Here is a 13311-nt window from a genome sequence, read left to right on the forward strand (position 1 = left end):
GCAGAGATCCCACCCCGGACTCAGCTCCGGTCACGGGTGTCGTCGGGTGCGCGTTGCGTGTCGGCGGGACCCGCAGGCTCCTCGCCCTGATCTCGTCCTCCAGCTCGGCTGCTGGATGAACCCGCATCCATGACTGCCTTCAGCGCCGTGGTGTACTTCTCTCCTGTCACCTTCACGCGTTCCCGCGCGTCGTGCCGCAGCCGACTGGAAGTTCGTTTCTTCTGCGTCATGCCGACGTCCTTCGCGTGTCTGGAATTCGAGTATTCGTCGATGGCTCGACGGGAGTGCTGCGACGGAGTCCGTGAGCCTGTGATGGGCCCCGCGGGGCGGGCGGGTCAGATCGTTGCCTGCCTGCGTCCGAGGTAGACCCGTTGATGCGCGCCCCGCGTGGGCGGACCGGGATGCCGGCGCTATGCAAATGCCGGTTGATGGTCATCTCGCTACAGCCGGCGAGCTGCGCGATCTGTGCGATGGTCCAGTGCTTCGTTTCATAGTGATCGCGGAGCCAACGGGGGTCGAGGTCGAAGGTGCGGGGTCGTCCCCTTCGAGTCCGGGTGCCCGCGTCGGCGAGAATGCGACCCACTGTCTGCCGAGACACCCTCGTGTCTGCGGCGATCGTGTAGGTGGAAGCTCCCGCCGCGTACACCTGCGTCAGCCGGTCTGGTGGCATGGCTTCTGTCGCTGTCGCTCGTGCCGGCCGGATGGGCGGCCACGACGGCGCGATCTGGGGTCCGACTTCCGGGAGCTGAGGGGTGGGTTCGGGTGTCCAGGTGACGGGCTCCTGAATGCCGTTGGCGACGAGGAACTCTGCGGCGATCTGATCGAGCGCCGCCCGCACCGCCGGCGGGAGCTCCTCTACGAAGCGGGCTACGGCGGGCGGGCTCGCCCTGGTCGTGTGCCACGCCGTAGGCATCGCACGCAGCGGGTTCCCGGAGAGTTCTTGGTACAGGGCTGCGCGCGCCAACTCCCAGCGTCGTCCGCTCCCTGGGGACACGCCCGCGTCCCGGCAGAGCTGCCCCCACTGTGATTCGGGCAGGAGATCGGTGTAGTCGAGGTGGCGGCGGCGGGCGTAGTCGATGGGCACGTCTTGCGTGTCCAATAGAGCTGCCAGGCGGAGGACCGCGTGCAGGGTCGTCACGTGGTGAGTGCTGCGGCCCAGCTCACGCATCACGTGCGTCACCTGCCGTGACGGTGCGTGCGGATCGAGCAGCGCGAGCGCGGCGGAGTGTGTGAGCCTCGTGCCGGTAAACACGACCGCTGCTGCCAGCGCGGACGCGGCGATCTCGTTGTCGACCCGCAGTGGGGCGTACTGGGCGATCCAGTCCCCCCACAACTGTGCCGGCACTTTCCGTGCTCGCTCTTCCGGGCTGACGCCCGACGGCGGTGCGGACTGCAGAAACACGGTGGGGCGGCGGCGGCGACCCAGCGCGGCCGCGATCAGGGTCTGTAGTTGTGGTGTGTGCGCGGTGTACGACGTGCTGTGCGCCAGCCGCCCCTGCAGCAGGGAGATGATCGCGGCCGGATTGGTCAGTGCGCGGTGACCGAGGGTGGTGCCGACAGCGGCCCCGACGGCAGAGTCTGGTCGCGCCCGGATCGCCCTCGTCCAGTCCTCGCTCATCTCGAACAGCCCAATGAGCTCCCGGCCCAGCGGGCTCGCGTCGATGCTGTGACCGCCGACGATTGCGTCCCGCGCGGTGCGGGACAGTAGCCGAATGTCTTCCAACACAGGCACGGCCGGCTGCGGTGCATCAGCATAGATCCCGAACTGCGCCTGACCGGTGGAGACGATGCGCATCATCGCCCGTTGCGCATCCAGCACCGCCTGCGGCACCGGCGTGCGGGTCCGGTCCTCGGTGAGGTCCGCGCGACACCGGTTGGCCTGCGGACCCCTCCCCGGACCCCGCACGGGATTGTGGCAACGCCCGGGAACGGGAACAAGTGCGAGCGGGTGAGCGCGGTGTCGGGCAGGAAGATCACAGGTCTGGCACCGATCCACGAGAAGGCGGCGGTGGCGGGCACAGGCGAACCCGAACGGGAACTGCCACGACATCCGCCACCGTCCACCCGAATCGACCAGGCATTCCGGGCAGTATCGTCCCGCGGTCCCTGCAGCCGGGCATTGCGCGCTGATCCGACCCTGCCGGGTATAGCGGATCGCGTGACGGGCGAAGCGCATCCTCGTCATCTCGTGAAACTGATCGGCAGGGATGCCCGTGGAAGCCTCAAGCCGGGCAGCCTGCTCCTCGGTGAGGGTTGTGGCCCACTTGTCCGCCATCCACGCGGTCGCCGATACAGCCAAACCCTTCTCCTGCTCGATGAGACCGAGCGCGCATGCCATCTCGTTCATCGTCGCCCCATAGGTGGCCGCCATCTTCTCCAGCCAGGAATCGAACGGCTCATCCGGCAGTGGCCGCACCCGAAACGGCAGCACCCGCACCTCGTCGGAACGCGTCGCGGCCTTGCCGGTCATGCGGCTGCCACCTCGCCACCCTGGGTCTTTCGGCGGCGGCCCGCTCTCTGGCTTCGAAGCTGCCGTTCCAGCTTCGCCTCCAGCTCACGACGTTCCGTCTCGGCGCCCTCGTCGATGCGAATATCATCGAGCAGCTCCCGATCGATGCGTTCCCTGCCGGTGCGGATTGCGCGCGATGCGCCGCGGCGGATCAGGTCCATCAGCGACCCGATGTTCCCGGTCGTGCGGGCGAACAGGTACCGCGAGAGGTCGACGAGCATCCCGTCTCTCCCGTCGGTCAGCACGAGGGCCTGGTCGATGCCGAACAGCAGCCGGTCCCATTCATCGCGGCCGCGTTTGTGGGCGAGGGTGAAAGGTTCCAGGCTGAGGACTGTCCACCGTCGGAAGGTCTGCGCCATTGCTGCGCCTTCGCCGGTCTGGCCCTCCCCGACGAGTCCCCGCTTGCGGAGGGCGACACCGGCGAACAGGAACGTGGCGTTGTATTCATTCGAGAGCCACTTCAACTGGTTCGCGACCTCTACCCCGTCACGGGTATTCATCCGCAGGAAGTGGAGATCATCAACGATCACCAGGCGCGTGTCGTGGCGTTCGATGCACTCCGCGGCTGCCCGGGCAAGATCTCTACCCGCCATCGAGCGGTGCAGGATCCCGGCGGTGGCGGGGTGGGCGTAGAACCCGAGGATCATCATGTGCAGACCCTTGATCGTCGGCCGGCCCGTCAACGTCACATGACACACCGGCAGGTGCCGCACGTCCCGGTCCTGATCCAGCCACTCCCCGGCCTCCGCGATCCGCTGCTGGTGGAACACTCGACCGAAGTTGTTCACCACCGTGGACTTCCCGAGCGCCGGCGGCGCGTCGATCGCCGCCGCTGACTTCACCCGGTCGGCGTCTTGCAGGTTCGAGTCCAGGATGTCGCCGAGTTGCAACTCGATCTCCTGCACCTGTCGGGTGCGCAGCAGGATGTTCGCGTGCCACTGACGCCGCGCCAAGTCATACCCGACACGCTCCTGCGTGGATAGCGCCGCCAGCCGCTTCAGCGTGAGGGTGTCCGGACGGGTCCGGGCTGGGCGTTCTGCGAAGTCGTTCCACCCCTCGTAGGTGGACAGGCTCCGCTGCCGTGCTCCCGCCTGCGGCTGGGGCTGGGTGGTTGTCATCGGAGCATCTCCATCGGCTCGAAGCGGTAGTCGCCACGGATGGTGGGCTCGTCGATGTCGTCCTCGTCGTCATCATCTCCGGTCTCCGGCACATCGACCCGTGTCCTCGGATCCCTCACCCCGCCGGTCAGCTCCGTCGCCAGGTCCGACCCGGCCGTGAGTTCTGCGTCCAGCATCCGTTGCACCGTCCGCAACGACCACACCCCTTCCGGATCGGGGTTCTTCTCATCCAGGCGGGCCGCCATCCGGGCGCTCATCCGCCGCTCCGACGGTGTCAACCCTCGGCCCGCGCCCCAGTCCTCGAGCAACTGCGCGGCAACATCATCGACCTGCGAGGGGCGGCCCTGCCGGATCGCAATCTTCTTCGCATACTCCAACGCGTCCAAACTGAACGGGGTGTCGAACGCGTCCTTGTGCTCCCACTCCAGGGTGTGCCAGGTGTGATCCTCCGGGTCGTGGAAGTAGATCTTCGTCAGGTCGTCCGGGTTCACCACGAACGGCCACTCCGTGCCCGTGTCCCGGTGGATCGACCGGGCCCGGTTGCGGTACTTCGCCACCGAATCCCCCGTGTAGCGAAGATTGTGAATCTCCACCCCATAGTGGTTGAACTGACGCTTCACCACCGGCAGCAGCTCCAACAGCACATTCCGGTCCGTCGGCATCCGCAGCGAACCCGCGACAGCGAGCCCCTGGTCATACTTCTGCGCCGGACTCAACTTCACACCCGGGAGGCTGGGATCGGCGAGCGACTCATGCGGGCGGAGGTGATAGACCGTCGCGATCCACTCGCGGATGATCTGCTCCAACTGCGGAACCGTATACACCGCCTCACCCTCAACATCGTCCCCACGACCCGACACGTCCGCACCCTTGTAGCCGGGGAGCTCCTGCAGGAGAGAGTCGAGAGTGCGAAAGAAGCGCTCCACCGGGCTCTTGTCGGTGGGCTGGTAGATACGGGCTGGCTGGATTGATATGCCCAGTCGGGCGCACGCGGTGGTGACATGCTCGGAGAGGAAAGGGCGACCGTGGTCCACGACGATCGTCTCGGGCAAGATGCCGGCGCGTGTGAAACGGGCGACATCGGTTCGGGTGGGGTCGACGAGCACCGTGTCAGGCACGCCGTGATACGGGACACGAGCGGCGGTATCCCAACTGCCCGGTAGGTCGAACGGCAGCATCGCTTCGACGAGAACACCGGACACGTCGATGGACTTGGTCGATCCTGGCGTCAAGCGCAGCCCGAGAATGCACCGTGAGTAGAGATCGATCGCGACCGTGAGGTCCGCGCAGACCCACTTGCCCGTCACCGGAGCGACGGCGAACACATTCAGTGGGGTGGTGTCAAGAAGTACGAACTCACCGGGACGTGACGCGGTCAACCGTCCGTAGGGAGCGGCGGGCCGGTTCGCGATCGATCTCTTTGCCTTCGTGGAACCCGCGAAAGTGCCTCGTCCGCGGGTGAGCTCGTCCAAGCCCCGGTATGCGCTGGCGGTGGACGGGAATGTGACGACGTCGGGGCCGTGAAGTCTCTCGATGCGTGCGCGGATCCGGGCGAGGATGATCTTCTTCTGCACCTTGGACTGATCGTCCTGCTCATCGAGTATCGTTCGCGCGGCGTCAACCCACCGCGGGTCGAAGTTTGTCAGTGCCGCACCCGTCCGTGACATCCGGGTATCGATGAGACCCGCTTCCCCGGTGTCTCGATACCGGGAGACCCATCGCTCCAGGGTCCGTAGGCCTATGTCGAGCTCTTTGGCCTTGGCCTTCTGTCGCTCTCGGAGCGGCCGTTGCGGGTGGTACTCCAGTCGTGGCTCGCCCTCTCGGGCGACCTCACGACTGCCCGACCGGTATCCCGTGAGCACCTCACGGACGTGATCCGCCCGATGGTGAGCACCCGCCTGAGCGGACTGGGTTGCGTCCGACCAGACAAGCATCAAAGGTTGCGTCTGCTCGTCGTCGCCCACCCTGCCTGGCACGTGCACTCTGCCGCCTTCCGACTCCGGTTGCAGCACATCGATCATGCGGAGACGGCGAGTGCGCCCATCCGCGGTGCGGACGATGACGGCGCCATCACCGATCTCCGCGACCGTGCACATCTTTCCGTCGTAGGCAATCTGGGCCCCCGGGCTGACCTTCCAGGTGTTCTTCATCGGACGCGTTTCCCTTCTCGTTGATCTGCGGGTGTGTGGATCGTCGCGCTCGACACTCATGTCTCCAGGAGGCTGGTGATGTCGAGCACGCGGGTGAGGTCCGTGTGCAGGCGCCGCGTCCACATCAGGTGCAACACAACGGACCGAGCCAATCGCGGATCGGCAGTGATCGCCGTGACAGCTCGCACCGCTTCGCCGAATGTGACCGGAGTGGATAGCAACTCTGCTGCGCCATCGACTTCGGACTCGAGGAACTGGAAGCGCCGCCTATACCCGGCGAGGAACCGCACGTTCGCCAGCACGACAGGATCGGGCTCGGATTGCACCCGGTACTCCCAGCCGTGCCCCTCGATCACGCGCCGCGACCATCCCAGAGAATCGCGCACTTTCGGGCGTGACAACTTCTCAGCCGGCTTCACATCAACCACGCACCCCGACTCATCGGCGTGGACGAACAGGTAATCCGGGACGTGCTTGCGGCGCGTGCCGCGATCATCGCCGTCGAGCAGAAACGGCTGCGAGAGGATCCACACCACCCGCGGGTCGAAGTCGGCCAGCAGCAGGTTCACATACTCCAACCGCGACTCGTACCCCACCGGGGCCTCCATCGTCGCCGACCAGTACGAGCCGGAGAAGTGTCGCTGCTTGCGGTACCAACGAAACTCCCGCCACGGCACCGCGGTATCGAACTGACGAAGACGAACATCATTCAAGGCGATGACATCGACGTGATCGTCTGACCTGCGAATCTGAACCGTCGACGCCAGCCCGGTCACAGCCCCGACGCTCCCTGGTACGACAACGGAAACGAACCAGCCCCTGCGGTCCGGCGGTTTGTGAACATGTCGCCATCATGGGCGCCCACACACGCGTGCATCCATGCACGAAACCACCACGAATACGTAACACACGTCATACCGAGTTGCTCTTGCGAATCGGTCAATTACGTACTACGTGACGTACGTTCTAGTGAATGTCACATTCACTGTACTCTCGAAACGACCAGAATCAAGTTGTGTACGTCAGATAGACAACACCGGGAAGGAAGTCGCCTCGGAATCACCTCGCGCACGTGCCGGACGTCGGTGACGTATGCGAAACTCGGGGCATGACGATAGTGGAGCCGATCGCACCAGCGGAGTCGCGGCTGTTCTTCGGCAACAGCTACATGAACGCTGTCGTCATAGAGATCGCCGCCCTCGAAGGCGACACCTTCTCTCCCAAGCAGATCGTCGAAGCGACTGGACTGTTGGGGAGCATCGTCCACCCACTGATCCACAAGCTCCGCGACGCACACTTCCTTGAGTTCGTCGGACGCGTGCCCGGAGAGCGGACCCTGCTCTACCGGATCCGTGACAACTACTGGTGGGAAGCCGCGCGACGCTACGCCGCCGACCGGGAAGCCGCATCGGCCGAGCGCACGGCTTCCTAACTGCCTGGGGACTGCAGCGGAACGTAATAGGCATCCAGATCGATTGCTAGAGCTGTTCCCAGCCGGGAAAGTGCGCGATACAGACGCGTCGCGAACCAGATCAGTTCCTGTCCTCCTGGGGAGTACGCGACCCCGTCAGTCTGATCGAAGGCGCCTCCTCGGACAGCAATGCCGAGATCGAGCCCCGTGGGCTGAGGCTCGGTGATCGAGCCCACAGCTGCAGCACCGCGGATATCTCCCCAATCAAGATCCGTGCTGAGAAAGACACCCAGGATCGGCTTGGCTTCCGGATCCTGAGCTGGATACGTACCGCCTGCATGCCGGATCTCCGCTGAGGTGCGGTGAAGTCGGCGAACGCTGGCGACCTTGTCCCGGGCGTAGTCGAGGTTCTCCTTGTTCATTCTGGGCTTCACCTCACAAACGGCGTACAAGCTCTCGACCGGCACGAAGCGGACGTCGCCCTGCTCGAAAAAAAGGGGCGAGTACTGTCGATCGAAGATCGCAATGTCGATCTGTCCGCTCTGTTGCCCGAGGGAGTCGATTGCGAAGATTGGCCCGACCCCGTATCGCTGGGGAAGAAACTCCCGGAGCACGCTGACCCATTGCTCCTCGGTGGCGTCACCCTTGGTGCCGGGATGATCTGTGAACTGCGGCATGAGCCCCAGCCCTGTGAGCATGTGGTCCTGCTTCGCCGTATATGCCTTGGCAAGGTCGAACGGTTCGGACATGGGTGGTCTCGCTTTCAATGGACGCGGCTGGGAGATCGCCCGCGGGGATGGTGTCGAATGTTCGTGTTCGGACGCCACGCGCTTTGTGTAGGTCCACGACGTAGTTCTACCCGTCGCGCATAGCGGTCAGCAATGATGTGGGCAGCGGCCGGTACTGGTGAAACCTCAACTTCGATGTTGGACTTCAGTGGCTTCGCCGGGTGGCATCTGGTTCCGCGAGCCCTGATCGGTTGCTGTGAGTGCGAGCGCGGCACGGTGGAGTTCGATGCCGTCTGGCGATTGCGCGAGCACCCATACGCTCAGGTGCGGGCGGGGATTCGGTGACCCAATAAGCGCGATGAATCGATGGAAGCGAAGTTCCAAGTCGACGAGGTGGGAGATGTAGGTGTTGAGATCCAGCGGGCTGGGTTCTGGCGGACCGTTGGGATGGGTGTGCCATTCTCCGATCCATTGTGAGCGGTCGACCTTGTGGGCGCGGTCCGCGGCGAGTTGGGTGTATTCGAGGTCACGGAGGAAGTAGCCGGGTTGGTGGACGGCGTTCGGACCGGGTGCGGAGGCGGATGTAATGACGAGGGCGTTTTCGTGTCCGAAGAGTGCACCGCCGGTTTCGAGCGTGGGGTCGCTTCTCGCGATGATCGTTCTGATCGATGTGAGCGCACCCTGGGTGATACCGACGGTCCAGCTCACGGGTGGCGATGGCATGCGGGGCAGTCCGGGTAAGGGGGCGTCGCGGAGGACCAGTGCGGGTGGAGTGCTCGTCGCGCATCGAAGGGGGCGGCGTAGCCGGGTGATGGGCGGAGGGCGATGACGAGGTTGTCATCGGTGAGGGTCTGATCGACTTCACCGGCGTTTTGCAAGAGAGTCGCGACGGCGACTTTCGCTGCGATGCTCCCAACGAGGTGAAGGTCTCCACCTATTGCGGTCATCGGGTTGTGTCGGGTGCCGTCCCCGTAGCCTCGGTCCAGGCTCGGTTCGGGATCGATCATTCCGTTGTCGCGCATGTATCGACGCTGACAGTCGAGGCATCCGACCTCGGGCAGTGCACGGATGCGCAGAATCTCTCCGTATCTGCCGTCGGCGAGGACGCAGGCGAACACAATCGGTTTGCCCGCACGGCGTGCAAGGTAGTTTGCGACGCGTCGGGGTTCGACTCCGTCGACGGTGCAGATGATGATGTCGGCGGCGTCAATCAGGGGTCGGGTGATGTTGGCGTTGGCGGTGAGGTCGATGGGCCATGGGCTGATGTTGCTTTCCGGCCACTGCCTGTTCAGGGATGCCTTTAATCCATCCACTTTGGACATTCCAACGCTCGCGGCAGCGAGGACGTGCCGGGGAACGTTGTGGAAGAGGATCTTGTCAGGATCGACCAGGTCGATGTGGCCAACTCCGTAGCTTGCGAGTGCTTCGGCTGCGGCTCCTCCGATGCTGCCGGCGCCTAGCAGGAGCGCCCGCGAGGTCGAGAGGAGGCTGGTTGGCCAGAGGCTTCCAAGGGCGGTCACATGCTGGGTTCCGTCCTGGATGTCCAAAGAAATGGGGCGGACGGTGTCGTTCGAGATCGTCCACGCCGACCAGGCCGGAAGCCGTTCCCCATCGCGGATCTCCGGAGGGTCGGGACAGAAGGTCACGGCGATGTGCCATTGGCCGGGAAGCGGTGCGATCGCCTGCGGGACGAGGGTCTGGAAGGCGTCGAAGGGCATTGTCGCGTGTTGGTGGGTGAGAAGGTACGCGCAAAACGCGGCGTCCGCCGGCACTCGGTACCAGTGGCCGACGCGATTGAAGTCGGCGACCGTGAGGAAGTGGTCGGGATCCTCCGTGAGATGGACGAGGTCCGAGTCTTCGTTCGAGAGGGCGACGACTATGGCGGCCTTGTCCGGTGCGGACAGACGGCAGGTGAGATTGCCCCACGCGTACGACTTGTCGATGACCTCCATCGCTTCGGTGGGCAACAGCACCAGCCAGTTCTCGCCACTCATGCGCTGTGCTCGGTCACGCTGTCTCTTCCGCGGTCGCGGTGATCAAGTGATCGAGTTGCTCGTCGGTGACGATGCCGTTGACTGTCATGTTCGGGATCTTGCCGCGCTGAAACAGGGCGAACTCGATCATCCATCCCGACGCTTTCAGGATCAGATCGCTGGTCCGCGAGAAGAGGTCCCACTGGTCGGCATCACGGAGCAGGCAGAGGCCGCCATTGGGGAGCACGTGGTACTGGGTGAAGCTTCGCAGGGTGACGTCGGGCTGCGGTTCCAAAGGGTAGAGGATTGGTGGGACCGCGGGGAAGCCGTGCCCGTACGCGACCCGCGCGCGCAGCGGCTGGTCGACGAGGTTTGACAGCCCGGCTGGTTCGGGTCGTGTGAATGGCCATACCGGGAGTGCGCCGCTGAAGTGACCGGCACCTTCGGGCGTCCACTCGAGGGCGGGGGCCACCGAACCGATGTCGTCGATCTCCTGCGCGAGACGACCCGGGTCATCCTCCCACCAGCTGCGGAGGATCAAGGTCAGCCCTGCGGGGAATCGCGAACCGGACGCGGCCCAGTCTCTCCCGCTCCACCGGGAGGCAGTACGAGCGGGAACGCAGTCCCGAAGACGGACTGCCAGTGACGTGTCGCGGCCGGCTGATCATTGGAGGCGACGGCCCGAAGCGCCGCGACGGCGTCAGCTGCTGCATCCTCTAGGGACCTGCGCAGACCGGCCACGTCCAGACTCGGCTGGATCAACCCGGAGAGCTCCGCGGGATCTTCAACGCGCAAGGAGTGCGTCGAGGCGTTGACGAAGAAGTTCTTCAACGCCTCGGGTCGGTTGTTGCTCACCGACAGGCAGTCCAACGCGAGAACCTCCATCACGAGCGACTTGACCGTGCCGGTCACATCTTCATGCTGACGCGACCAGTACTTGAGGACCCGGACCAGCGGGCGAAACAACGACCAGTCCTGCTGCCGCCGTGCGACCTCGTTGATGAGGTACTCAGGGTCTGCGAGCGACCAGCGCTCCTCCTTCTTGAACGGGATCAGGATCCCGTCCGGACGTCGCAACGCTGGCATCACATCGACAGTGAACGCGTTGTCCTGCTCCGGCGGATCGACGAAACACTTCGCGGCGCGATTGCGGTCGGCGGTGCGGATCAGGCGCACCAGCTGCGCGCGCGATCCGTGGGACACGGAGAGGAGATCGTTCACCAGATCATGGCAACGCTCGATCGCCTCTTCGGCAGAGCCCCCGTCCTCGCCCCAGTCCGGGTGCTCGTCCTGATCGAACTCGACCACGAGATCCACATCATGCACCGGCTGCAGCTGGGTACTGCGGGCGAGCGAACCCGACCCCCACACCACCTTCACATCCGGCGCGGTCAGCAACGCGGACGTGAAGGTGTCGCGACGGTCACGGGCAATCTGCACGACCTTCACATCCGCGTCGACAACCGACTGCAGGGTAGCGAAAGACTCGAGAACCGTCATGGAGCACCTCTCCCCAGCGGCCCGGGTGCGGGCGCTGATTCAGCGTACGGCCGACCTCGGACATCTTGCGGAAGAGTCGCCGTCTCTCGTCCCGCATACTCGGCGCCCTCACGTCCGACTACATGCAGCGTTCTCAGGAACATGGCGGATCCGCCATTTGTCCGCCACTTCATCTGAGAATCCGCCATCTTCGCCGAGAACCTACAGTCAGTGTGGGTTCCCGCTCGAGATGGCATGAACCCCTCGCGATTCCACGGTAGTTGGCAACGGTTTCAGGGCCAGGATTCCACGCGAAATGGCATTTTCCTACAGTTGGTCCGACTCAACTCAGATGCCCGCTTGCGGCAGGCAGATCGACCTAGAGTGTGTTAACGAGTGAGCAGCCGCGCCGTTCAGAGGCGAGGGCGATCGCCGACGGGGCGGCTCACTCTTCTCCTCATCCCGGTGTTGCTCAGCGCGACCGGCGTCCTCGATCTCCGCATTCCTTGGCCGTGGCTCCATGGCGAGTCCGCGGGGGATCGTCCGGTCGAGCACTCACCCCTGAGAGCCCTGTCAAGGTGAGCTGGACCGGGACAGCCGCTGGAGTGCTCTATCTCGCGTGGCTGGCGTCCGCAACCCTGCGCCCCGGCGGCAACGGGCTATTCGAGACACAATCCCACGCGCGCGACTCCCGGTCGAAGCTGTTCCGGATGGGGCTCGTCACCAACCTGCTCAACCCCAAGGCCGCTGTCATGTAACTCGCGATCATCCCGCAGTTCATAGATCACGGGCAGGGAAACACGACCGCTCAGGGATTCGTTCTCGGCGGAGTTCAGATCATCGTCAGGATGATCGTCAACTCCCTCATCGTGCTGGGCGCCGGCACAATCTCCGGATTCGTGTCGACGCGACTCACATGGATCCGGCACCCCGCTCGGCGCAGTGGCGGTCACGCTGGCCAGAGAGGTCCCGCAATGCATCTCGCCCCTGAACCGGGCGATCATGCTGCAGGACCTCCGTGAGACGCCGCTCAGATAGACCGTCCTCCGGAAGCTCGACGAGTACGAATGACCCTTTCTGAAGGGATTGAACAGGACTGTTGTTCTGCACAGATTCTGCTAGGTAGAGTGGGATTCCATCCGACGGAACCCGCCGTCGGTGAACAAAGGAGTTCCAGAATGCGCATCGTCTTGGTTCATGGAGGTTGGCAGGGTGGTTGGGCGTGGGACGGCGTTGTCGCTGAGCTCACGAAGGCAGGCCACGAGGTATGGGCCCCAACCTTGCAGGGTCACGGTGACAACGACGACCGTGCAGGTGTCACGCTCTCGACCATGGCGGACAATCTCATCGGCCGGATCGCCGACAAGGGGTGGGACCGGTTCGTCGTAGTCGGCCACAGTGGCGGCGGCCCGCTCATCCAACTCGTAGCTGAGGCGATGCCGGAGCAGGTGGAGCAGGCGATCTTCATCGACGCGTGGGTACTCGCCGACGGCGAGTCGATCAATGCGATCCTCCCCGCCGAGTTGGCGAATTTCGCCCGTGGCACAGCCGCGTCCTCGCCCGACCAGAGCGTGCCGATCCCGCCGCAGCTATTCATGACGGCTTTCTTGCAGGACGGATCGGAGGAGCTTCACGCGCAGGTCGAGCCTCGTCTGGTGCCGTCGCCTGGCGGTTGGCTCGACGAGCCGATCCGTCTTCGGACGGCCGGCACCGGTGACGTGCCGAGCGGCTACATCTTCCTGCAAGAGGATCGGGCTGTGCCGCAGGAGTTGTACCGCGCATCAGCAGACCGGCTCACGAACCCCACGACCGCGAGCTCGCCGGGGAGCCACCAGGCAATGTTGACGCGCCCTGTGGAACTGGCAGCAGCCATCGTCTCCGTCATGTCGTGACGACGTTTCGCTCTTTCGCGACTTCCGCTGGGACCGTCGCTTACGCCGAAT

13 protein-coding genes are annotated in these 13311 nt (G+C 64.6%); 3 read left to right on the top strand and 10 right to left on the bottom strand.

Features of this window, described 5'->3' with window-relative positions:
• Positions 1 to 20: 20 nt before the first annotated feature.
• Genes AB0O93_RS10055 through AB0O93_RS10075 form a run of 5 tightly spaced genes read right to left on the bottom strand, consistent with a single transcriptional unit; the run spans position 21 to position 6553 of the window.
• On the bottom strand, positions 21 to 230 hold the full coding sequence (locus tag AB0O93_RS10055) for a hypothetical protein (protein ID WP_133177970.1): 210 nt from the start codon (positions 228 to 230) through the stop codon (positions 21 to 23).
• A complete protein-coding gene (locus tag AB0O93_RS10060; protein WP_101305218.1) occupies positions 227 to 2470 on the bottom strand; it encodes a TniQ family protein in 2244 nt (747 codons plus the stop codon). The genes AB0O93_RS10055 and AB0O93_RS10060 overlap by 4 nt, the downstream gene beginning before the upstream one ends.
• Positions 2467 to 3627: a TniB family NTP-binding protein gene (locus AB0O93_RS10065; RefSeq protein WP_005055282.1), complete on the bottom strand. Its 1161-nt coding sequence runs from the start codon at positions 3625 to 3627 to the stop codon at positions 2467 to 2469. The genes AB0O93_RS10060 and AB0O93_RS10065 overlap by 4 nt, the downstream gene beginning before the upstream one ends.
• Positions 3624 to 5900: a DDE-type integrase/transposase/recombinase gene (locus tag AB0O93_RS10070; RefSeq protein ID WP_135950170.1), complete on the bottom strand. Its 2277-nt coding sequence runs from the start codon at positions 5898 to 5900 to the stop codon at positions 3624 to 3626. The genes AB0O93_RS10065 and AB0O93_RS10070 overlap by 4 nt, the downstream gene beginning before the upstream one ends.
• Positions 5834 to 6553: a TnsA-like heteromeric transposase endonuclease subunit gene (locus tag AB0O93_RS10075; RefSeq protein ID WP_005055286.1), complete on the bottom strand. Its 720-nt coding sequence runs from the start codon at positions 6551 to 6553 to the stop codon at positions 5834 to 5836. The genes AB0O93_RS10070 and AB0O93_RS10075 overlap by 67 nt, the downstream gene beginning before the upstream one ends.
• A gap of 332 nt (positions 6554 to 6885) precedes the next feature.
• Between AB0O93_RS10075 and AB0O93_RS10080 the strand changes: the two genes are divergently transcribed.
• Positions 6886 to 7209: a hypothetical protein gene (locus AB0O93_RS10080; RefSeq protein WP_005054589.1), complete on the top strand. Its 324-nt coding sequence runs from the start codon at positions 6886 to 6888 to the stop codon at positions 7207 to 7209.
• Here the strand turns inward: AB0O93_RS10080 and AB0O93_RS10085 are convergent.
• The 5 genes from AB0O93_RS10085 to AB0O93_RS10105 all read right to left on the bottom strand — a co-directional run bounded on the left by AB0O93_RS10085 (position 7206) and on the right by AB0O93_RS10105 (position 11389).
• Entirely contained in the window at positions 7206 to 7937 is a 732-nt protein-coding gene (locus AB0O93_RS10085) for a DUF6602 domain-containing protein (protein ID WP_005054591.1), read from the bottom strand. The two genes, AB0O93_RS10080 and AB0O93_RS10085, sit on opposite strands and share 4 nt — an antisense overlap.
• A 165-nt stretch (positions 7938 to 8102) precedes the next feature.
• Entirely contained in the window at positions 8103 to 8624 is a 522-nt protein-coding gene (locus tag AB0O93_RS10090) for a Mov34/MPN/PAD-1 family protein (protein ID WP_052323164.1), read from the bottom strand.
• Positions 8621 to 9910: a ThiF family adenylyltransferase gene (locus AB0O93_RS10095; RefSeq protein WP_005054595.1), complete on the bottom strand. Its 1290-nt coding sequence runs from the start codon at positions 9908 to 9910 to the stop codon at positions 8621 to 8623. Before AB0O93_RS10095 ends, AB0O93_RS10090 begins: the two co-directional genes overlap by 4 nt.
• Positions 9911 to 9923: 13 nt before the next feature.
• Positions 9924 to 10361, bottom strand: coding sequence for a hypothetical protein (locus tag AB0O93_RS10100; protein WP_292777019.1), 438 nt, complete (start codon positions 10359 to 10361; stop codon positions 9924 to 9926).
• A 71-nt stretch (positions 10362 to 10432) separates the two neighbouring features.
• A complete protein-coding gene (locus tag AB0O93_RS10105; RefSeq protein ID WP_005054599.1) occupies positions 10433 to 11389 on the bottom strand; it encodes a hypothetical protein in 957 nt (318 codons plus the stop codon).
• 584 nt (positions 11390 to 11973) lie between these two features.
• Here AB0O93_RS10105 and AB0O93_RS10110 point away from each other — a divergent pair.
• Positions 11974 to 12126, top strand: a complete 153-nt coding sequence (locus AB0O93_RS10110; RefSeq protein WP_212743478.1) for a LysE family transporter — start codon at positions 11974 to 11976, stop codon at positions 12124 to 12126.
• Between the two features lie 420 nt (positions 12127 to 12546).
• Positions 12547 to 13260, top strand: coding sequence for an alpha/beta hydrolase (locus tag AB0O93_RS10115; RefSeq protein ID WP_005050723.1), 714 nt, complete (start codon positions 12547 to 12549; stop codon positions 13258 to 13260).
• Positions 13261 to 13311 lie beyond the last annotated feature (51 nt).

Origin of the sequence: Microbacterium sp. NPDC077184, assembly GCF_040687055.1 — a bacterium.
Taxonomy (GTDB): domain Bacteria; phylum Actinomycetota; class Actinomycetes; order Actinomycetales; family Microbacteriaceae; genus Microbacterium.